Source organism: Streptomyces flavidovirens DSM 40150 (assembly GCF_000429085.1).
GTDB classification, from domain to species: domain Bacteria; phylum Actinomycetota; class Actinomycetes; order Streptomycetales; family Streptomycetaceae; genus Streptomyces; species Streptomyces flavidovirens.
The window spans coordinates 86664-107071 of the sequence record NZ_AUBE01000016.1; the positions used below are offsets into that span (position 1 = coordinate 86664).

At 71.3% G+C, this 20408-nt stretch carries 17 protein-coding genes; 6 read left to right on the top strand and 11 right to left on the bottom strand.

The window, feature by feature from the left end; all coding sequences use genetic code 11:
• Positions 1-16 precede the first annotated feature (16 nt).
• The 3 genes from G412_RS0121790 to G412_RS0121800 form a co-directional block, all read right to left on the bottom strand.
• Positions 17-673, bottom strand: a complete 657-nt coding sequence (locus G412_RS0121790; RefSeq protein ID WP_028813933.1) for a nucleoside/nucleotide kinase family protein — start codon at positions 671-673, stop codon at positions 17-19.
• A gap of 7 nt (positions 674-680) precedes the next feature.
• On the bottom strand, positions 681-896 hold the full coding sequence (locus G412_RS35515) for a hypothetical protein (RefSeq protein WP_037649510.1): 216 nt from the start codon (positions 894-896) through the stop codon (positions 681-683).
• A gap of 79 nt (positions 897-975) precedes the next feature.
• Entirely contained in the window at positions 976-1413 is a 438-nt protein-coding gene (locus G412_RS0121800; RefSeq protein ID WP_037649539.1) for a cupin domain-containing protein, read from the bottom strand.
• 327 nt (positions 1414-1740) lie between these two features.
• Here G412_RS0121800 and G412_RS0121805 point away from each other — a divergent pair, with 327 nt between their 5' ends.
• A complete protein-coding gene (locus G412_RS0121805; protein WP_028813935.1) occupies positions 1741-2397 on the top strand; it encodes a DUF2293 domain-containing protein in 657 nt (218 codons plus the stop codon).
• A gap of 42 nt (positions 2398-2439) precedes the next feature.
• Here G412_RS0121805 and G412_RS0121810 read toward each other — a convergent pair whose 3' ends face one another.
• Together G412_RS0121810 and G412_RS0121815 are read right to left on the bottom strand one after the other, a co-directional pair.
• A complete protein-coding gene (locus tag G412_RS0121810) occupies positions 2440-3780 on the bottom strand; it encodes an amidohydrolase (protein WP_028813936.1) in 1341 nt (446 codons plus the stop codon).
• Between the two features lie 9 nt (positions 3781-3789).
• Positions 3790-5004, bottom strand: coding sequence for a cytochrome P450 family protein (locus G412_RS0121815; RefSeq protein WP_051338535.1), 1215 nt, complete (start codon positions 5002-5004; stop codon positions 3790-3792).
• 290 nt (positions 5005-5294) lie between these two features.
• Between G412_RS0121815 and G412_RS0121820 the strand changes: the two genes are divergently transcribed.
• Positions 5295-7400: a TerD family protein gene (locus tag G412_RS0121820; protein WP_028813938.1), complete on the top strand. Its 2106-nt coding sequence runs from the start codon at positions 5295-5297 to the stop codon at positions 7398-7400.
• Between the two features lie 129 nt (positions 7401-7529).
• On the opposite strand, the gene G412_RS35520 is transcribed toward G412_RS0121820, so the two are convergent.
• Both G412_RS35520 and G412_RS0121830 read right to left on the bottom strand, forming a co-directional pair.
• Positions 7530-8723 (bottom strand): SWIM zinc finger family protein, encoded by a 1194-nt coding sequence (locus G412_RS35520; RefSeq protein WP_051338536.1) that lies wholly within the window; start codon positions 8721-8723, stop codon positions 7530-7532.
• Positions 8720-11608 (bottom strand): DEAD/DEAH box helicase, encoded by a 2889-nt coding sequence (locus tag G412_RS0121830; protein WP_028813939.1) that lies wholly within the window; start codon positions 11606-11608, stop codon positions 8720-8722. Before G412_RS0121830 ends, G412_RS35520 begins: the two co-directional genes overlap by 4 nt.
• 253 nt (positions 11609-11861) lie before the next feature.
• On the opposite strand from G412_RS0121830, the gene G412_RS35525 reads away from it, so the two are divergent.
• Entirely contained in the window at positions 11862-12086 is a 225-nt protein-coding gene (locus G412_RS35525; protein WP_037649515.1) for a hypothetical protein, read from the top strand.
• 258 nt (positions 12087-12344) lie between these two features.
• A complete protein-coding gene (locus G412_RS0121840) occupies positions 12345-12602 on the top strand; it encodes a DUF6343 family protein (protein ID WP_028813940.1) in 258 nt (85 codons plus the stop codon).
• A gap of 15 nt (positions 12603-12617) precedes the next feature.
• Here the strand turns inward: G412_RS0121840 and G412_RS0121845 are convergent, their stop codons facing one another.
• The 4 genes from G412_RS0121845 to rpsA all read right to left on the bottom strand — a co-directional run bounded on the left by G412_RS0121845 (position 12618) and on the right by rpsA (position 16428).
• Entirely contained in the window at positions 12618-12986 is a 369-nt protein-coding gene (locus G412_RS0121845; RefSeq protein ID WP_028813941.1) for a tetratricopeptide repeat protein, read from the bottom strand.
• 181 nt (positions 12987-13167) lie between these two features.
• On the bottom strand, positions 13168-13776 hold the full coding sequence (gene coaE / locus G412_RS0121850; protein WP_028813942.1) for a dephospho-CoA kinase: 609 nt from the start codon (positions 13774-13776) through the stop codon (positions 13168-13170).
• Between the two features lie 33 nt (positions 13777-13809).
• A complete protein-coding gene (locus tag G412_RS0121855) occupies positions 13810-14691 on the bottom strand; it encodes a PAC2 family protein (RefSeq protein WP_425274500.1) in 882 nt (293 codons plus the stop codon).
• Between the two features lie 222 nt (positions 14692-14913).
• Positions 14914-16428, bottom strand: a complete 1515-nt coding sequence (gene rpsA / locus G412_RS0121860) for a 30S ribosomal protein S1 (RefSeq protein ID WP_028813944.1) — start codon at positions 16426-16428, stop codon at positions 14914-14916.
• Positions 16429-16789: 361 nt separating this feature from the next.
• On the opposite strand from rpsA, the gene G412_RS0121865 reads away from it, so the two are divergent.
• On the top strand, positions 16790-17656 hold the full coding sequence (locus tag G412_RS0121865; protein WP_244283175.1) for a class I SAM-dependent methyltransferase: 867 nt from the start codon (positions 16790-16792) through the stop codon (positions 17654-17656).
• A gap of 4 nt (positions 17657-17660) precedes the next feature.
• Positions 17661-20345: an ATP-dependent RNA helicase gene (locus G412_RS0121870; protein WP_028813946.1), complete on the top strand. Its 2685-nt coding sequence runs from the start codon at positions 17661-17663 to the stop codon at positions 20343-20345.
• The last annotated feature ends 63 nt before the right edge of the window (positions 20346-20408 follow it).

A 20408-nucleotide genomic window follows, 5' to 3' on the forward strand; every position in this document is an offset into this window, starting at 1 on the left:
GGAAGCGGGCCGGAACCTAGCTGTGGTGACCGGGCGGACCCTTCCACGCCGGATGCCGTGGATCATCGGCCCGTACGAGCACATCGGCGGCCTCCCCCGGCTCCGCCTCCCGCTCGTAACGGGCCAGGGCAGGCAGCGTCCACTTCGCCCCCGCCTCCGTCCTGCGCTCCAACGCCCCTGCTGACAAGCGCACATGCACCGTCAGGTCGAACGGGAACCAGTGCCGCAGGAGCATCGGGCCGTGCAGCAACAGCACACCGCCGGGCGGCAGCTGGACGTACGGACTGCGCGTCGCCCGGTCGGTGGCCGGATCCCACAGGTCGGGCAGCACGCGTCCGGTACCACCGGGCTCCAGTGGGCCGAAGACCTCGCGCCACAGGGCACCGATGTCGAACCAGCCGTCGTAGTACGAGTCGGCGTCCTCCTTGCCGAACTCGTAGCGCAGCGACGCGGGCCGCAGGAACCCCTCCGCAGCGACGACCAGGACCGTTCGGCCACGTAGCCTCAGCGCTTCGGCGAGCCGCTCCGCGACCTCACCGGTACGGGCGGCAGGTGCGCCGTCGACAGCGACTTTGAGCCACGGCGACGACGGTTGCCCGTCGGCCTCCGGGCCGCCGAGATGGTCCGCGAGGGCGGCGGTGAGCCGTTCCCAGGTGATCGCTTCGAACCGCACGGTCACCTCATGAGGGCGAGCCGGACGAGCCGGGTTCCGATCGCCCGGCGAGCGCCGCACCGCGCTCCGCGATCAGGTCCTGGCAGGCGTGCAGCCCGGGCCTCGGCGTGACACCGGAGGAGCGGACGGCGAAGACGGCCTGGACCGACCGCCCCTCGACGACGAGTTCGTCGACTTTTTCGCGTACGGCGGCGGGCAGCGCGGCCCAGAGATCCGAAGTCATGAGACCGACCCTAGCCGCACCCGGAGGCACAGCCCGCGACGAACCTCGTCACCCCGCGCTGCCGACCGCGTCGCGCTCCTTACTCCCCCGCCTCACAGGCGGGCGCATCGGCGTCCACTGAGAGCGGGCTGCCGGCTGGCAGCATGTAGGTCACGTACAGCACGACCGGCTCGCTCCCGAGGTTGCGCCCTATGTGCCGGTGCTTGGCTCCGGACGGTTCGATGAAGGACTGGCCGGCGGTCGTCGTCTCGACGGAGCAGTCGTCGAGCGTCCGCGACAACGTGCCTTTCTGTACGACGGCGATGAGCTGACCGGGGTGGTGGTGCCAGCCGGTCGAGCCGCCGGGAGCGATGGTTATGGTGCGTACGACCACATCGGTGACCCCTTTGGCCTCCACCTTCATGGTCCCGGAGGACGTACCGGTGGCCAGCACCGTGCCGCTCACTCCGCTGCCGGGCGTCGCGAGCGCGGCGGACGGCACCATCCCGAGCGCCGCCACACATCCGCCGAGAACCATGCCCTTGCGCCCCCATCTCTGCTCACCGTTCCGCACGAGCGGCAGCGACCGCAGTGACCGCAGCGAGTGCGACAACCGCGGCAACTTCAAGAACCCCATGGGTACCCCTCCCCCAACTTGCCTACCGGACACCAGACTTGAACAGGTACCCCGTCGCCTCAGCCGCCGAAACGGCCTCACCGTACCCGAGTCCCACCCCACGCCCCAGGGGTTGCGCACGACGGTTGCCCGCTGCGCTCAGCGGCCCGACAGGGTCTGATCCGCGTGCAGCTCGCGGCGGCTCGGAGCGTGCGCTGACCACTGCCGGCGGCTGGGTACGCTCCCCGCATGGACCTGGTGGCGATCGAACCAGAACCACGGCAGCGACGGCACTGCGCCGAGTGCCGACAGGGCCCCCTGCGCTTCCACCTCCTCGAGTTCAACGCGGTCATCTGCCTCGACTGTGCCGACCTGGCCCACCTGGTCTACCTCCCGCGAGGCAACGCGGCCCTGACGCGCAGAGCCCGCGAGGCAAGCTCGCTCTGGGCGGTGGTCATCCGCCACAACCGACGCCGCAAGCGTTACGAACGCCAGGGCCTCCTCGTCGAGTCACCGGCCCTGGCCCGCGCCGAGGCGGCCTGTCTGGCCGACGCCGACGCCCGGGCCCGCCGCCGCGAACGCGACGCGGCCCGCCGCGCGGCCGAGGACGTACGCTTCACCGCCGCCCTGACCGCCGAGATCCTCCGCCTCTTCCCGTCCTGTCCAGCGCCCCGGGCCCAAGCCATCGCCGCCCATACCTCACAACGCGGCAGCGGCAGGGTGGGCCGCAGCGCGGCGGGCCGTTCACTGGCCGAGGAGGCGGTGACGGCGGCGGTACGGGCTGCCGTACGCCACGAGGACACGGCGTACGACGCACTGCTCATGAGCGGAGTGCCGCGGCACAAGGCCCGCGCCCAAGTGCGGGCAGTCATCGACGTGTTACTTGAGACCTGGCGACGGCCCTAGGGGGTGCCCCCGACTCAACATCCTCACCTTTCACCGGCACACTCAACCGTTGTAGACCTGGATCCGCCGCCCACCGCGCCGCTTGATCAGGTCAGGCAGCAAGGAGTCCAGTTCACTGACGATCGCCGGCACGTCCAGGCTCAGAAGTCGCCTGTTCCGCATGAGGATCCGGCCGTCGACGACTGTGGTCAGCACGTCGCTGGAGCGCGCGCTGTGCACCAGGGTGGCGGCGATGTCGTGGACAGGCCGCGTATGCGGTCCGGTGAGGTCCACCAGGATCAAGTCCGCCCGGAATCCGGGCGCAAGCGCCCCTGCCTTACCTGGCAGTCCCACGGCCAGGGCACTCTGGCGGGTCGCGTGATCGAGCGCCTGCCGGGCGGTCATCCACGTGGGGTCCTGCTCGACGGACTTTTGCACCAGCGCGGTGAGGGTCATGCTTTCCCACACATCGAGAGTGTTGTTCGAGGCCGCCCCGTCGGTCGCCAGGCCGACGGGAATCCCGATGGAGCTCAGCGCCCGGACAGGAGTGGTGCCCCAGCCGAACTTCAGGTACCCCCTCGGGGCTGTGGCGACGGCGATCCGCCCACCGCCTTCCTGGAGCACCGCCAGGTCCTCCTCCCTGATCCCCGTGCCGTGCGCGATGAGCAGGTCGACGTCCAGCAGTCCGGCGCGCTGGAGCACCTGGATCGGCGTACGCCCGTACCGCTCCAGGCTGCTGTCCGTCTGCGCCTTGTTCTCGGCCGCGTGGAGGTGTACGGGCAGCCCGTGCTCGCGCGCGAGCCGGGCGGTGGCCGCCAGATCGGTGTCGTCCACGGTGTACGGGGCGTGCGGGGCCAGGGATGTGGTGATCCGCCCTCCGGCCGCGCCCCGCAGCCGCAGCGCGAAGTCCAGTGAACGTTCGCGTCCTTCGGGGCCCTGGCTGGAGAAGTAGGCCCAGCCCAGGTTGGCCCGCAGGCCGCTCTCGGTGACGGCGGCGGCCACCCGGTCCATCGAGAAGTAGTGGTCGGCGAAGGATGTGACCCCACCCCGGATCATCTCGGCGCAGGCCAGCAGCGCCCCGAGCTCCACCACACGGTCGGTGAGGTTGCTTTCGATGGGCCAGATCCAGTCGTTGAACCACTCCTCGACCGCGAGGTCCTCCGCGATGCCCCTCAGCGCCACCATCGGTGTGTGGGTATGGCAGTTGATGAAGCCGGGCATCGCCAGCTGACCGCTCGCGTCGATGCGCTCGACGGACGGCACATGGGCCGCCTCCGGGGCGGACGTGACGGACTGGATGACGCCGTCGCGTACGACGATGCCGGCGTTCTCGGCGAACCCGATCTCGCCGTGTTCGCTGTGCACCAGGGCGGTGCAGCCCGTAATGACAAGATCGGCGGTCATCCTGGCTCCTCAGTAGCGCACGGGAAGGGTGAGAAGTCCTCGGGCGCGTGTCGAGGGCCTCCATCGCAGCTCGCTGTACGGCACGTCGAGCGCCAGTCGCGGAAAACGCTCCAGCAGCGCGCCGAGGGCGATCTCGGTCTCGAGCCGGGCGAGGGGCGCGCCCAGGCAGTAGTGGATGCCGTGGCCGAGTGCGAGGTGACCTGCCGTGTCACGGTCGAGGTCGAGCCGGTCGGGTTCGGGGAAGCGGAGGGGGTCGCGGTCGGCGGCCGCAAGAGACAGCAGCACCGTTTCCCCGGCCGGCACGGTGACACCGCCGATGAGGAGGTCCTCGACGGGGAACCGGCGGATGGCCAGCAGCGCGGGCCCGTCGTACCGTACGAGCTCCTCGACCGCGGACGGGATCCTGGCCGGGTCGGCGCGGAGCTTCGCGAGTTGTCCGGGGTGGCGGAGCAGGGCGAGAGTGGCGTTTGCGATGAGCTGGACGGTGTTCTCGTACCCGGCGAAGAGGATGAGGAAGGCGAGCGACATCAATTCGTCCTCGCTCAGCCGGTCGTCGCCGTCGTTCTCGTCCCGTACGGCGATCAGCGCGGACAGCAGGTCGTCGCCGGGCTCGGCGCGCTTGTGCGCGATCAGCCGTCCGAAGAACCCGAGCATGCCGCCGATGGCTTCCTTCGCCCGCCCCGGCCGCGCGGGGTCGGGCGCGACCAGCGCGTCCGTCCAGTCCCGGAAGTCCGGCCGGTCCCGCGGGGGCACGCTCAGCAGCTCGCAGATGACGGCGATGGGCAGCGGTGCGGCGTAGGCGGCGACGAGATCGGCCCGCCCGTCGGCGGCGATGTCGTCCAGCAGCGCGTCGGCGGTACGCCGGACGGGCTCCCGGAGCCTTTCGATCCGCCCGGCGGTGAACGCCTGCGTCACGAGGCGCCGGATGCGGGTGTGATCGGGCGGGTCCATGTTGAGCAGGTTGGCGTCGAGCGCGGGCGGCAGCGCGAATCCCTGGTAACCGCCGGGCAGGGCACGGCGCTTGTCCAGCGACAGCCGCGGATCGGCGAGCGCCTGACGTACGTCGTCGTAACGGGTGACGATCCAGGCGGGCCGCCCGTCCGGCCCGGCGATCCGGTGCACGGGCCCGGCCTCACGGAGGCGCGCGTACAGGCCGTACGGATCGGCCATGACCTCACTCGTCGGATCGCTGAGGAACGAAGTGCCGGACGCCGCAATTGCCATGGCCCCACCCTAGACGGACCCTTACGCACGCCACGGCGTCCCCTCGCACAGCCGGGGAGAGTTCGGCGGGCGCGCGACGGGGGCAGCACAGATCCGGTCTTCCGCCGGGCTTCCGCTCTACTCTGCCGGAGTCTCGTCGAGACAGTTCGTGCAGACATATGCCATAGGAACACGGTTGGCCGATACGCTCTCATTCCGCTTCCGTGGGCATCCCCGGAAGTGTTCAGGGAGGGCTGTCCAGGCTCCGCCGCGCAGCCCTTGCACCGCCTGGGGGGCTTCGCGTGCAAGAGATGATCAAGGGTTCGAATGTCAGTCTGGCAGCGCTCAGCGAGGACACCGGATCCGTCACTGTCAGCCTGGGATGGAGCAGCCCCAACGGGGACGGGGACGCCGACGTGTCTGTGTTGCTGCTGGATGCGGACGGGAAGGTACGCAGCAATGCCGACTTCTTCTTCTACAACAACCCGGCCGCCGACAACGGCAGCGTGCAGCTGCTCGGCCAGACGCCGACCAGCAACGGCAATGAGGACCGCATCCAGCTCGACCTCACCGCGTTACCGTCCGACGTCGACCGGGTAGTAGTCGCGGCCAGCCGTCATCAGCGCGCGGGGTTCGGTCAGTTGGAGAACCTGCGCATCACTCTCACCGATGCGGGCGGCGAGCGACTCGTCGGATTCTCCATTTCTGAGACCGGGGTGGAGAGCGCCTTCGTCTTCGGCGAGATCTACCGGCGCAACGACGAGTGGAAGTTCCGGGCAGTCGGGCAGGGTTACGAAACCGGGCTGGCCGGACTGGCCACCGACTACGGCATCGAGATCGACGATGACGACGAAGAGGACATGGAGGCTGCTGCGCAGCAGGGCCTGCAGGACGTCTCCGGCGAAGCGCCGGCCTCGGCGGCGGTCCCGGTGCCGAGCCCGGCGGCGTCGGTCGCCGACATTCCGGTGGCTATGGTTTCGGTGGCTGAGGATCCGGTGGCTGAGGATCCGGTGGTCGAGGTCGCGGTCGTTGCGGTTCCGGTGGTCGTCCCGGCTCAGGGTGGCCCTGTGCCCGCTGCTCCCGCGCGCCGACTGCGTACCGCCAGGAAGAAGGTCACGCTTCCCAAGGCCCCCAGGAAGTCGCTGGCGGAGAACGACTCCTGGCGAACCGCCCGGCTGTTCCCCGGTTCGTCCCTCAAGAACGACAGGGAACGCGAGGTCCGGGCGACCTCGATCCTGCTGTCGGTGATGGCCCACGTGCCGGAGTTCGGCCGCAGGCTCACCGCCGGTTTCGGCGCGCCGTCCGGTTACATCGAAACGTTCACCGAAGTCACGCTGCCGAACGGGGACAACCCCAGGCGCCCGGACGGCATTATCCGTATCGAGCGCGCGGGCAGGCTCTGGACGGCCCTGGTGGAGACCAAGACCAACGGCAATCCGCTCAAGGCCCAGCAGGTGCAGGACTACATGGACATCGCCGCCCGGCGCGGATACGAAGCCGTGATCACGCTCTCCAACGATGTGGCGCTCGAAGGCAGTCCTCTCGTCGACGTCAAGGTCGACGGCCGGCGGAAGCACAAGGTCGCCCTGTGGCACCTCTCCTGGGCCGAAGTCACCCACCAGGCGCAGATGCTGCTCCGCCATGAAGGCGTACGTAACGAGATCCGCGCCTGGATGCTCCAGGAACTCCTCCAGTACCTCCAGCACGAGAACTCCGGTTGTCACGGCTTCCAGAACATGGGACCTGCCTGGGTACCGGTACGGAACGGCATCGACCAGGAGACCCTCTGCCCGGGCGACCAGCGAGCCGTGCTCGTCGTCGAGAGCTGGGAACGGCTCATCCGGCAGGTCTGCCTGAGGCTGGGAGGCGAGCTGGGCGAGAAGGTCATGCCGGTCCAGCGCGCCAAGCGGGGCACCGACCCGCAGTCCAGGCGTACGGAGCTCGCGGAGCGCTTCTGCGAAGACGGGCGGCTGCACGCCGAAATCCGTATCGACGGCGTGGCCGGAGCACTCGCCATCACCGCCGACCTGCGGCTGGGCAAACTACGGACCTCCATCGACATCGTGGCCCCCGACCACGTGTATCCCCTCAGCAGGGTCAAGCGCCTGCTGAAGCAGCTCGTGGAGGCGCCGGCCGACCTCCATGTCCAGGCGCTTCTCGACGGTCAGGGCGCAGGCCCGCGCGGCACGCTGGAGAAACTCCGGCCCGAACCCGGCGACCTCGTCCCGAGGAACGCCGGTGGGCAGATTTCCGGCTTCCGGCTGTCTCTCTCCAAGAGTGTGGGCAGCACTCGTGGGAACGCCGAGTCCGGATTCATCCGCAGCGTCGACGACGCGGTGGACCGCTTCTACTCAAGTGTGATCGTGCACTTGGAGTCTCGGGCCGGTCGCCGGCCGTCGGAGGTCGCGTCGGCCTGAGGAGCCGGCACGGTCATGACCGGCGGAGACTGGCACGGTGGCCGGGCCCTAAGCGCGCGCCCGGCCGCGGCACGACGGTTGGCGGGAGGCGGTCGCGGCGGAACACGACCACCTCGCCGGCCTGTGACGTCAGGCGTCCAGCAGTGCCGTCAGTGCACCTACCGGGTCTTCGTCCGGAGGGCCCGTTGGCCACCAGTCGTCTGTGCCGGGATCCGATTCGTAGGGGTACCAGCGGTCGTCGTGGCCCAGGCGGAGCTGGATGCCGCGGGTCGCGTCGCTGAGGCGGTTGCGGTGGGGGCGCAGGCGGGGGAGGTCGGCGGCGGCCAGGGCGGGGCGGGCCCGGTCGAAGGGGCCTGCCGGGGGGTCCCAGGGGGTTTCGAGGACGGAGAGGCCGGTGAGGCCGCCCTGTTGCCAGGCGGCCACCGCGCGGGCCAGGTCGGTGGGGGTGCGGCCGGTCGCGCGGGCCAGGGCGGCGTACAGGGTGCGGGTGGCCGCTGTCAGGCCGGATCCGGGCTGGGCGGCGGCCAGGCGGACCGCGTCCTGCCGGAGGGTGAGCGTGGCGATGGGGTCGGTGCCGGTGGTCAGGAGCGTGTGGGCGCGGGCCGCCGCGTCCGTGACGAGGAGGTCGAGGGAGAGGGGGTCCGGGGCGCCCCGTGTGCCCGGGTACGCGCCTGAGGCGTGGCCCGGGTGCGGAGGTACGGGCAGTGGGCCGGGGAGGGGTGGCAGCGTACGCGGGGTCAGGGCGGTGGTGGCCGGCACGCCCGGGAAGGGCGGGGGTGCGGGCTTTTCGCGGGCGGAGTGGGCGGCGTTGCGGCGGGCGAGTTCGTCGAGCAGGTCGCGCTCGGCCCGGCCTCGCATGAGGAGCAGGACGAAGGGGTCCGCGTCGAGGAGGCGGGCGGTCTCGTAGCAGAGGGCTGCCGCGTGCTTGCAGGGGTGGCCGCGGTCCGGGCACGAGCAGGACGGGACCAGGTCACCGGGGGCCGGCAGCAGGTCGACGCCCACCTCGGCCGCCGAATCGACCAGGGAGTGCGGCATGTCCTTGTCGAGCAGGGCCGCCATGTGGGACGGGCTGGCCGCCGCCATGGCCAGGAAACGGTCCCAGTCGTCGTCGGAGAGAGTGCGCAGACGGATCTCCGTACGGTACGGCCGCGGGCGGCTGCCTCGTACGTACGTGATGATCCGGCCCGGCGTCACGCTGATCGCGCCGACGTTGCCCTCACTGGCGTACGTATGGCCACGGGCCAGCCGGGCCGGGTCGAGTGAGAGGGCTTCCAGGGCCTCGACCCAGGCGTTGCCCCACCAACTGCTGCTGGTCGCGCTCATGCCGGCCTCCGCAGTGAGACCAGGTCGGCCAGTTCCCGGTCGGTGAGTTCTGTCAGGGCCGCTTCTCCGCCGCCCAGGATCGCGTCCGCCAACGCCCGCTTGGAAGCGATCAGTTCGGCGATACGGTCCTCGACCGTGCCCTCCGCGACCAGGCGGTGCACCTGCACCGGCTGTGTCTGGCCGATGCGGTAGGCGCGGTCGGTCGCCTGGTCCTCGACCGCCGGGTTCCACCAGCGGTCGTAGTGGATGACGTGGGCGGCGCGGGTGAGGTTCAGGCCGGTGCCGGCCGCTTTGAGGGAGAGCAGGAAGACGGGGACCTCGGCGGACTGGAAGCGGTCCACCATTTCTTCGCGCTGCGCGATGGGCGTGCCGCCGTGCAGGAGCTGGGACGGCACCGCGCGGGCCGTCAGGTGGCCGGCGAGCAGACGGGCCATGGTCACGTACTGCGTGAAGACCAGGACCGAGCCGTCCTCCGAAAGGATCGTGTCGAGAAGCTCGTCGAGGAGCTCCAGCTTGCCGGAACGGCCGGTGAGGCGCCGCGTGTCCTCCTTCAGATACTGCGCGGGGTGGTTGCAGATCTGCTTGAGGGAGGAGAGGAGCTTCATGACGAGGCCCCGGCGCGCGATGCCCTCCGATCCCTCGATGGCCGCCATGGATTCCCGTACGGACGCTTCGTAGAGGGAGGCCTGTTCGCGGGTGAGCGAGACGGGGTGGTCGGTCTCCGTCTTGGGCGGCAGCTCCGGCACGATGCCCGGATCGGACTTCTTGCGGCGCAGGAGGAAGGGGCGTACGAGACGGGCCAGGCGCTCGGACGCCTCGTCGTCCTCGCCGCTCTCGACCAGCCGCGCGTGGCGGGCGCGGAAGGACTTCAGCGGGCCGAGCAGGCCCGGCGTCGTCCAGTCCAGGAGCGCCCACAGCTCGGAGAGGTTGTTCTCCACGGGCGTTCCGGTCAGGGCGATGCGCGCGGGGGCCGGGATGGTGCGCAGCGCCTTCGCCGTGGAGGAGTACGGGTTCTTGACGTGCTGCGCCTCGTCGGCGACGACCATCCCCCAGGTGTGGGCGGCCAGTTCGGGTGCGCTGGTGCGCATCGTGCCGTACGTCGTCAGGACGAAGCCGCCGTCGGGCTCGCCGGCGTCGTCGAGGGTACGGGCCGCGCCGTGGAAGCGGCGGGCGGGGACGCCGGGCGCGAAGCGGGTGATCTCGCGCTGCCAGTTGCCGAGGAGGGACGCGGGGCAGACGACGAGGGTGGGGGCGGTGCGGGCGCGGCGGAGGTGGAGGGCGATGACCGTGATCGTCTTGCCGAGGCCCATGTCGTCGGCGAGGCAGCCGCCGAGGCCGAGGGAGGTCATCTGGTCCAGCCAGGCGAGCCCGCGCAGCTGGTAGTCGCGCAGGGTGGCGTCGAGGCCGGGCGGCTGGGCGACGAGCGCGCCCGCACCGGTGCCGGCCGTGAGGCGGTCCCGGAGTGCGGCCAGGGCGCCCACCGGAACGGCTTCGACCTGCTCGCCGTCGACCTCCGCACTGCCGGTGAGGGCCACCGCCAGTGCGTCCACCGGTTGCAGCAGGCCCAGTTCACGCTTGCGCGCCTTGCGTACGAGCGCCGGGTCGACCACCACCCACTGGTCCCGGAGCCGGACGATCGGGCGGTGCGCCTCGGCGAGTGCGTCCATGTCCGCCTCGCTGAGCGGCTCGCCACCGACCGCCAGCTGCCAGCTGAACGCGAAGAGTTCCTGGGCGTCGAAGAAGGGGGTGCCGTCGGTCGCGGACCCGGGCGCGGAGCGTACGACCGCGGTCGCCGTGAGCGTACGGGCCAGCTCTCTGGGCCAGTGGACCGCGACACCCGCCGCACCGAGCCTGGCAGCCGCCGGGCCAAGCAGCTCGTACAACTCGTCCTCGGACAGAGGCAGTACGTCGGGGACCGGGCGTTCGAGCAGACGGCCGAGCGGTTCCCAGACGCGCGCCGCGCGGCGCAGCGCGAGCACCGCGTCGATGCGGGCGCGCGGGCCGAAGCCCTCGCTGCCGCCGCCCGACCACAGGGCGGCGGCGTCGATGACGTGTGTGGGGTCGGCCAGGCTGTGGACCTGGACCAGGGCGGTGCCGGCTCGGCGCTCCGCGCCACCCTCCCCGCTCTCGCGCGACTGTTCAGTATCTGCTGTCTCTGCCGTTTCTGCCGTTTCTGCCGTTTCTTCGTCCCGCGTCGCGTTCGCCGCGCTGTCGAAGAGCTCGAACTGGGACAGGTCGAGGCGCAGCGATACGCGGACCCCCGCGTCCATCCCGGCCGCGACCTCCGCCGCCCACTCCCGCAGGCCCGGAAGGTGTTGCGCGGTGCGTGCCGCGAAGGGCGCGCCCACCGCGTACGCCGCTGACGGTGTGCGGGGCAGTGTGTCCACGACCGCGTCGAGGAACGCCCGCACCAGGGCCTCGGGGGCGGGCAGCTCGAGGGGCGTACGTTCCGGCAGCGGAACGGCGTGCGCCTCGGGGGGCATGGCCGCGGCGATGGCGCGTACCTGCGCGATGTCGTCGGCGTCGAGCGGCCCGGCCCGCCAGGCGTCGTGGTCCCCGGCGGTGAGCCCGGGCAGCAGCCGGCCCCGCGCGGCCAGATGCAGGGCGTGCAGCGCCGCCGCGCCCCAGCAGCGGGTGGCGGGGTGGGCGGCGGGGTCATGGCGGGCTCGGGCCAGCAGTGGCAGGGCTTCGGAGAGGGGTAGGAGGACGGCCGGCACAGTGTGGCGGCGTACGGCGGTTGTGCCGACGCCCTGGCGCCGTACGACCGTCATCTCGGTGGAGGCGTCGGGCAGTGCGCCGCCGTCGGGATCCCAGAGGGCGATGCGGCCTTCACGCGGCAGCTCGGCAGGAAGAAAAACCGCGGCGCGACATCCCGTGCCCGTCATGGCTTCACCCCCGTCCCCGCTGGTCGCATGGTCGTACTCGTGCGCTCGTGGCGCCTGTGTCTCTGTCCACGTGCGAGTCTACGGGCGGGGTCTGACACTGGTCCTGGCGCTGGTCTGGCAGTGGTCCTGGCACTGGTCTCGGGTGACGCCGCGCAGGCGGGGGCGGCGGCGTACGCATGAACATCACGGCATGAGGCACCCGGCCCGGACCGGCACAGTCACCGAGGAAAACCGAGGAAAGAGGAGAACCGCCGTGGGCGAACACCACGACAAGCCCCGCACCGCCGCCGACGAGCTCGCGGAGGAGATCAAGCAGTCCGGGCCTCACACCGCGAAGCGCGACCCCGCCCGTGGAGAAGACGACGGCGAGGGCGGCGACGCCACGTCGCCCAATGTGGGCGCCCAGGAGTCCGCTCACCGCCACGACGAGGACCCGGATGGCGAGGACGTGGAAAGGCACGGGGACGGGGACACGTAACAGAGCCGACGCCAGGCTGACGAGGAACGTCACGCCGCGCTGCCACCCCGCGCCGAACGCCCGGCGTCCCCCCGCGCCGGATTTGCGGGGGACGCCGGTTCCGTGGCCGGTCGGGCCCCGGTTACGCGCGACGACGTACATGAACCAGTCCCCGAAAACCGATCTTGTCGAAGCTCTCCGACGCCGATCAGTCCGTGCCGCGTCCCGGAACTCATCGCCGGGTACATGTCCCACGGAAAGAGGCGATTCGTCATGATCATGCGTACTGGGAGTGAACCGAAGACCGCACGCAGTCCCCTGCGGCTGCGGCTCGTGCTGGGCCTGTGGGGCCTGCTCTGGGCCGTCGGCGGAACGCTCGCCTTCGCCGCCACCGGCCGCACCGGCTGGGCCATCGCCTGCGGCATCCTCGCCGTCGTGATCACCGCCGACCTGGTGATGGTCGTACGCCACATCCGTCAGGGCCCGCACTACCAGCCCGGCCGCGACGTCCCGCCGTACGATCCGCCGCGCCGGTGAGCCCCGGCCGTCCGGTCAGTCGTCCGCGTCGAACCTCGCCGCCGCCAGGTACTCCGGCTTCGGATCCAGCGCCGCCGCCAGCCGGAAGTGCCGCTTCGCCCGGTCGGCGCGCAAGGCACGCTCGTACGTGCGCGCAAGGGCGAAATGAGCGAAGGCGTTGTCGGGCTCACGCTCCAGCACGAGCTGGAATTCGAGCTCCGCCGAGCGCAATTGGGCAGCCGCGAAAAAGGCGCGGGCCCGCAGGAGCCGGGCTGCCGTGTTCTCCGGGTGGGCCGCTATGACCGAGTCCAGGAGCTTCACGGCTCCGCGCGGATCCCGCGCGGCCAGCAGATGCTCCGCCGCGCGGTAGTCGATGATGTGGGTCTCCGGGCTGCTTTCGGGCACGCCTGCATCCTTCCGCTCACCTGATTCTTTCCAACGGGCCCGGCAGCATGCCGTATTCCGCCAGAGGTCGACGGTCGAGCCACCGGCCGAGCCGGACGCCGGCCAAGCAGGGCGCCGGTCAAGCAGGGCGCCGGTCAAGCAGGACGCCAGCCAGGCAGGGCGCCACCCAGCAAGCCCGCCGTCACGACGTCGCCGACGCGGCCCGCTCCGACAGTTCCGCCCACACCTTGTGTACCTGCGGCTCCAGGGCCTCCAGCGGCCCGTCGTTGTCGATCACCAGGTCCGCGATGGCCAGCCGCTGCTCCCGCTTCGCCTGCGCCGCCATCCTGGCGCGCGCCTCGTCCTCGGTCATGCCGCGCAACCGCACGAGCCGGTCCAGCTGTGTGCGCGGTGACGCGTCCACCACGACCACCAGGTCGTACAGGGGCGCGAGACCGTTCTCGGTGAGCAGCGGTACGTCGTGGACGACGACGGCGTCCACTCCCGCCGCGGCCTCCAGCTCGGCCGAGCGCGCGCCCACCAGCGGGTGGACGATCGCGTTCAGCGTCGCAAGACGGGCAGCGTCCGCGAAGACGATCGAGCCGAGTTTCGGCCGGTCCAGAGTGCCGTCCGCCGCGAGGATGCCCTCCCCGAAGGCTTCGACGACCGCCGCGAGCCCTGGCGTTCCGGGCTCGACGACCTCCCTCGCGATCTTGTCGGCGTCGATCAGTACGGCTCCGTACGAGACGAGCAGCCGTGACACTTCGCTCTTGCCGGCACCGATTCCGCCGGTCAGGCCCACCTTCAGCATGCGCGGAAGCCTAGACGAGGGGCCCGCAGGGGCCTAGACGTCGCCCTCCCGCTCCGCGAGAAAGCGTTCGAATTCGAGACCGATCTCGTCGGCCGACGGCAGGTCGACCGGTTCAGCGACCAGGTTGCCCCGCGTCGCCGCGCCCGCCACCGCGTCGTACTGGTGCTCAAGGCCCCGTACGAGCGAGACGAGCTCCTCGTCGCCCTCACCAACCTGCCGGTCGATCTCGTCCTGGGTACGCCTGGCCTCCGTACGCAGCGCGTGCGCGACGCCCGGCAGCACCAGGCCGGTCGCCGCCGTGATCGCCTCCAGGACGGTCAGCGCGGCGTCGGGGTACGAGGAACGCGCGACGTAGTGCGGCACGTGCGCCGCGACACCGAGCACGTCGTGCCCCGACTCTTCGAGCCGGAACTCGACGAGCGACTCCGCGCTGCCCGGCACCTGGGCCTCGTCGAAGGGACTGCGGTGGCCCGGCATGAGGTCGGTGCGGTTGCCGTGCGGGGTGATGCCGACGGGGCGGGTGTGCGGGACGCCCATCGGGATGCCGTGGAAGTTCACCGAGAGGCGCACCCCGAGCCGCTCGACGATCTGCCGTACGGCGAGGGCGAACCGCTCCCACTCCACGTCCGGCTCGGGTCCCGAGAGCAGCAGGAAGGGCGCTCCGGTCGCGTCCTGGACGAGCCGGACGTCGATCTCGGGCGCCTCGTACTCCGCCCACTTGTCGCGCCGGAAGGTCAGGAGCGGGCGGCGGGCGCGGTAGTCCACCAGCCTGTCGTGGTCGAAACGTGCCACGACCTGGTGGGGCAGCGTGTCCAGCAGCTTCCCGACGATCTGCTCGCCGGTCTCACCCGCGTCGATGTAACCGTCGAAGTGGTAGAGCATGACCAGTCCGGCCGATTCCTGCGCGAGCGCCATGTCGACGACGGCGAGGCCCTTCGGCTCCCACTCATACAAATCCTGCGGATCAAGCACGATTACCGCTCCTCCTCGTGTTCCTACGGAAGAACGTGCCGTGGGGCGCGGGCATTCCCGGCCCGCGCCCCTTCTGTGATCATGCGATGCGGGCATGAGTAAGGCCCGCACCCCAATGGGGAGCGGGCCTTACTTTCAGCCGGTTACCAGTCGGTGGTCAGAGCGTCAGCTCTGGCCGCCCGCCAGCTTCTCGCGGAGCGCGGCCAGGGCCTCGTCCGACGCCAGAGCGCCGGAGTTGTCCGCCGACTCCGAGGAGTAGGAGCCGCCACCGCTGCCGCCGGAGGCAGCCGGGGCGCCGGCGGCCGGGGCAGCAGCACCCTCGGCAGCGGCGGCCTCGTCGGCCTCGCGGGACTTGATGACCTGGGCCTGGTGCTGCTCGAAGCGCTGCTGCGCCTCGGCGTACTGGGTCTCCCACGCCTCGCGCTGGGTCTCGAAGCCCTCGAGCCAGTCGTTGGTCTCGGGGTCGAAGCCCTCGGGGTAGATGTAGTTGCCCTGGTCGTCGTACGACGCGGCCATGCCGTACAGCGTCGGGTCGAACTCGACCGAGGCCGGGTCGGAACCGAACGACTCGTTGGCCTGCTTCAGCGAGAGGCTGATGCGACGGCGCTCGAGGTCGATGTCGATGACCTTGACGAAGATCTCGTCGTTGACCTGGACGACCTGCTCCGGGATCTCCACGTGGCGCTCGGCCAGCTCGGAGATGTGGACCAGACCCTCGATGCCCTCGTCGACGCGCACGAACGCACCGAACGGAACGAGCTTCGTGACCTTACCGGGAACAACCTGCCCGATCTGGTGCGTACGGGCGAACTGCTGCCACGGGTCTTCCTGCGTCGCCTTGAGCGACAGCGAGACGCGCTCGCGGTCCATGTCGACGTCGAGGACCTCCACGGTGACTTCCTGGCCGACCTCGACAACCTCGGAGGGGTGGTCGATGTGCTTCCAGGAGAGCTCGGAGACGTGCACGAGACCGTCGACGCCACCGAGGTCCACGAACGCACCGAAGTTGACGATCGAGGAAACGACGCCGGAGCGGACCTGGCCCTTCTGCAGGGTCGTGAGGAAGGTCTGACGGACCTCGCTCTGGGTCTGCTCGAGCCAGGCACGGCGGGACAGGACCACGTTGTTGCGGTTCTTGTCCAGCTCAATGATCTTGGCCTCGAGCTCCTTGCCCACGTAGGGCTGGAGGTCGCGGACGCGGCGCATCTCGACGAGCGAGGCCGGCAGGAAGCCACGGAGGCCGATGTCGAGGATGAGACCACCCTTGACCACCTCGATGACGGTGCCGGTGACGATCCCGTCCTCTTCCTTGATCTTCTCGATCGTGCCCCAGGCGCGCTCGTACTGCGCACGCTTCTTGGACAGGATGAGGCGACCTTCCTTGTCCTCCTTCTGGAGAACAAGGGCTTCGATCTCGTCGCCGACCTTGACGACCTCATTGGGGTCGACGTCGTGCTTGATCGAAAGCTCGCGGGAAGGGATGACGCCTTCGGTCTTGTAACCGATGTCGAGCAGGACCTCGTCCCGGTCGACCTTCACGATGACGCCGTCGACGATGTCGCCGTCGTTGAAGTACTTGATCGTCTCGTCGATCGCGGCGAGGAAGGCTTCCTCGTTACCGATGTCGTTGACCGCTACCTGCGGGGTGGTGGAAGCGGTGGTCTCGGTGCTGCTCGTCATGTGGGTAAGGGCTCCGGTACGGACAGTAAGTCGTAGGTACTGCTACGCCGGGAGCCCGTATCGGCACCTGCTGACGCCGGGCAGCCTAGGAGACGGGATTCCGGACAACGGAAAACGCCTCGACAACCGAGGGGACATACAACCGGTGCAAGCGCAGCCTGCTCTGTCTGAGGTGCGCAGGCTCGCAGCGCAACTTGTAGCATACGGGGGCAGCCGGGCAGGGTCAATGCGCGAAGCGCACACCCAGGGCGGAACGTCCCATACCCGGCACAATCAATGTTTGGCGAGGCCACAACGGCCGCACCGCACTCTGCAGCTACAGGTTCGAGCGGAGCCTACGCAGACGAGACAGACGGGCGCAATGAGCCACAGTAAGTACACCAGCAGCCCTGAAGACGCCTTCGAGGCCCTCGACACCTACGTGCCGGACGACCCGGAAGAGGGGGAGGCGACCCGCCGCGAGACCGGCGAGGCGGAGAGCAGCAGGGCCAGCCGGGGCTGGTGGGACCGTAACGCGGACGAGTACCAGAGCGAGCACGGCGCGTTCCTCGGTGACGACCGTTTCGTGTGGGGCCCGGAGGGACTGGACGAGGCGGAGGCCGGCCTGCTGGGCCCGGCGGCGTCCCTGAAGGGACTCGACGTTCTGGAGATCGGCGCGGGCGCCGCGCAGTGCTCGCGCTGGCTCGCGGCGCAGGGCGCGCGCCCCGTGGCCCTGGACCTCTCCCACCGCCAGCTTCAGCACGCCTTGCGGATCGGCGGCGACGTGCCTCTGGTGCAGGCGGACGCGGGAACGCTGCCTTTCCGGGACGCGTCCTTCGACCTGGCGTGCTCGGCCTACGGCGCGGTGCCGTTCGTCGCCGATCCGGCGGAGGTCTTCCGCGAGGTACGGCGTGTCCTGCGGCCCGGCGGACGCTGGGTCTTCTCCGTCACCCACCCGATCCGCTGGGCCTTCCCCGACGAGCCGGGTCCCGAGGGCCTGTCGGTCGCCGCCTCCTACTTCGACCGCACCCCCTACGTCGAGCAGGACGAACAGGGACGCGCGGTCTACGTGGAGCACCACAGAACGATCGGCGACCGCGTACGGGACGTGGTGGCCGGGGGTTTCCGCCTGATCGACCTCGTCGAGCCGGAGTGGCCCGCCTGGAACACGGAGGAGTGGGGCGGCTGGTCCCCGTTGCGCGGAAACCTGATCCCGGGAACGGCGATTTTCGTCTGCGTACGAGACTAGGGGCGTGATCCGCACCGACGCCCTCGGGCAGCTTCCCGTACGCACCGCGGTGCCCGCCCTGGAGCGCGCCCTGGACGCGCACGGGAGCGCGGTGCTGTGCGCGCCGCCGGGGACGGGCAAGACGACGCTGGTGCCGCTGGTCCTGGCAGGGCTGCTCGACGCGGACCGGCCCGTGCGGAAGGTCGTCGTCGCGGAGCCGCGGCGGATCGCGGCACGGGCCGCCGCGCGGCGCATGGCGTGGCTGCTGGGCGAGCGTGCCGGCGGGCGCGTGGGCTTCACGGTGCGCGGAGAACGCGTGGTGGGGCGCGACACGGTGGTGGAGGTGGTGACCACCGGTGTACTGCTCCAGCGCCTCCAGCGCGACCAGGAACTCGCCGGGGTCGATGTCGTCGTCCTCGACGAGTGTCACGAGCGGCACCTCGACGCGGACACCGTCGCCGCGTTCCTCCTCGACGTACGGGCCGCCCTGCGGCCGGAGCTGCGGCTCCTCGCCGCCTCCGCGACGACGGACGCGCAGGGCTGGGCGCGGCTGCTGGGCGACGCGCCGGTGATCGAGGCCCAGGGCGTCTCGCATCCCGTGGAGACGGTGTGGGCGCCGCCGGCGCGTCCGGTGCGGCCGCCGCACGGCATGCGCGTCGATCCGGCGCTGCTGACGCATGTGGCCGCAGTGGTGCGCAGGGCCCTCGCCGAGCGGGACGGCGATGTGCTGTGCTTCCTCCCCGGCGTGGGCGAGATCGCGCGGGTCGCCGGCCGGCTGTCCGGGGTGGGCGCCGAGGTGCTCCAGGTGCACGGGCGCGCGCCGGCGGCGGTGCAGGACGCGGTGCTTGCCGGCTCCGCCGGTACGCGCAGGGTGGTGCTGGCGACCTCGGTGGCCGAGTCGAGCCTGACGGTGCCGGGTGTACGGGTCGTCGTGGACGCGGGGCTCGCGCGTGAGCCCCGTACGGACCATGCGCGGGGGCTGAGCGCGCTCACGACCGTACGGGCCTCACAGGCCGCGTCACGGCAGCGCGCGGGGCGTGCCGGGCGGGAGGCGCCGGGCACGGTCTACCGGTGCTGGGACCAGGCCGACGACGTACGGCTGCCACGCTTCCCCTCCCCCGAGATCAAGGTCGCGGACCTGACGGCGTTCGCTCTCCAGGCGGCGTGCTGGGGCGACCCCGGCGCGAGCGGGCTCGCCCTGCTGGATGCGCCGCCGGGCGGGGCGATGGCGGCGGCCCGTACGGTGCTGACCGCGATCGGGGCCGTGGACGAATCCGGCCGGGCGACCGACAGGGGCGTACGGATGGCCCGCCTCGGCCTGCACCCCCGGCTCGCGCGGGCGCTCCTCGACGGGGCGCGGGAGGTCGGCGTACGCCGTGCGGCGGAGGTGGTCGCGCTGCTGAGCGAGGAGCCCCCGAGGGAGTACGGCGACGACCTGGCCGCGGCCTGGCGGGGGGCCCGTCGCGGGAACGACGCGTACGGGGCGCGCTGGCGCCAGGAGGTGAGGCGACTGGCTTCGGCGGCGGAAGGTTCGGGCGCGGAGCCCCGCAGTGGGCAGAGCGCCGGTCACCCCGCCGGAGCCGGCGACGCCGCAGGGCCGGGCGCAGGCGTGGCGGGAAGCGGTGGCGCCGGAGCGAGCCCCACGGGACCGGTCGGCAGGGGAGCCGCGAGCGCGGGGGCCGCGAGCGCAGGCAGCCAGAGCAGCCGGGCAGTCGGTGCCACGGGCGCCGGGAGCGACGACGCTGTTGCCGGACTCGTGGCCGCGCTCGCGTTCCCCGAGCGGGTCGCCAGGGCCCGTGGTGAGGGCGCCTTCCTCATGGCTTCCGGGACCGGGGCCGAGCTCGGTGACGGGTCGCGGCTGCGCAGTGCGCCGTGGCTGGCGGTCGCCGTCGCCGACCGTTCGGTCCATGCCGCCTCCGCGCGCGTGCGCCTCGCCGCCGTCATCGACGAGGACACCGCGAAGCTGGCCGCCGAGCATCTGCTCGTGTCCGGCGAAGAGGTGCGCTGGGAGGACGGGGATGTCGTCGCGCGCCATGTGCGGCACCTCGGCGCGGTCGAACTGGCCGTACGGGCGCTCAAGAAGCCGGATACGGAACGCGTACGGGAAGCGCTCCTCGACGGGCTGCGGCGCGAGGGGCCGGGGCTGCTGCGCTGGACGCGCGACGCGCAGGCTTTGCGGGAGCGCCTCGCCTTCCTGCACCGGGTGCTGGGCGCCCCGTGGCCGGACGTTTCCGACGCGGCCCTGACGGAACGTACCGACGAGTGGCTGGAGCCGGAGCTGTCACGGGCTCGGCGAAGGGCCGACCTGGGCCGGATCGAGGCGGGCCAGGCGCTGAACCGGCTGCTGCCGTGGGCGTCCGGCGACGCGGCGCGGCTGGACGAGCTGGCGCCGGAACGGATCGAGGTGCCGAGCGGGTCGCGGGTCCGGGTGGAGTACGGCGGGGAGCAGCCCGTACTGGCGGTGAAGCTCCAGGAGATGTTCGGGCTGGCCGAGACGCCGCGGGTGGCGGGGGTGCCGGTGCTGGTGCACCTGCTGTCGCCGGCCGGGCGTCCGGCGGCCGTCACCGCGGATCTCGCATCGTTCTGGCGGGACGGGTACCGCGCGGTGCGGGCGGAGTTGCGGGGCCGCTATCCGAAGCATCCGTGGCCGGAGGATCCGGCGGCGGCTGTTGCTACGAAGTACACGAAGGCTCGGCTCGGGCGGGGCTGAGTCCGGGGGGCGTCTCGGGACCCGTCATGTGCCGACCGGTCATGTGCTGACCGGTCATGTGCT

Bases quoted from the DNA above. Each gene is read 5' to 3' on its own strand.
- G412_RS0121815 (WP_051338535.1), bottom strand. From the start codon at position 5,004: ATGGCAATTGCGGCGTCCGGCACTTCGTTCCTCAGCGATCCGACGAGT.
- G412_RS35520 (WP_051338536.1), bottom strand. From the start codon at position 8,723: ATGAGCGCGACCAGCAGCAGTTGGTGGGGCAACGCCTGGGTCGAGGCC.
- G412_RS0121865 (WP_244283175.1), top strand. From the start codon at position 16,790: ATGAGCCACAGTAAGTACACCAGCAGCCCTGAAGACGCCTTCGAGGCC.
- G412_RS35515 (WP_037649510.1), bottom strand. From the start codon at position 896: ATGACTTCGGATCTCTGGGCCGCGCTGCCCGCCGCCGTACGCGAAAAA.
- G412_RS0121855 (WP_425274500.1), bottom strand. From the start codon at position 14,691: ATGGCGCTCGCGCAGGAATCGGCCGGACTGGTCATGCTCTACCACTTC.
- G412_RS0121840 (WP_028813940.1), top strand. From the start codon at position 12,345: ATGCGTACTGGGAGTGAACCGAAGACCGCACGCAGTCCCCTGCGGCTG.
- G412_RS0121820 (WP_028813938.1), top strand. From the start codon at position 5,295: ATGATCAAGGGTTCGAATGTCAGTCTGGCAGCGCTCAGCGAGGACACC.
- rpsA (WP_028813944.1), bottom strand. From the start codon at position 16,428: ATGACGAGCAGCACCGAGACCACCGCTTCCACCACCCCGCAGGTAGCG.
- G412_RS0121810 (WP_028813936.1), bottom strand. From the start codon at position 3,780: ATGACCGCCGATCTTGTCATTACGGGCTGCACCGCCCTGGTGCACAGC.
- G412_RS0121805 (WP_028813935.1), top strand. From the start codon at position 1,741: ATGGACCTGGTGGCGATCGAACCAGAACCACGGCAGCGACGGCACTGC.
- coaE (WP_028813942.1), bottom strand. From the start codon at position 13,776: ATGCTGAAGGTGGGCCTGACCGGCGGAATCGGTGCCGGCAAGAGCGAA.
- G412_RS0121830 (WP_028813939.1), bottom strand. From the start codon at position 11,608: ATGACGGGCACGGGATGTCGCGCCGCGGTTTTTCTTCCTGCCGAGCTG.
- G412_RS0121800 (WP_037649539.1), bottom strand. From the start codon at position 1,413: ATGGTTCTCGGCGGATGTGTGGCGGCGCTCGGGATGGTGCCGTCCGCC.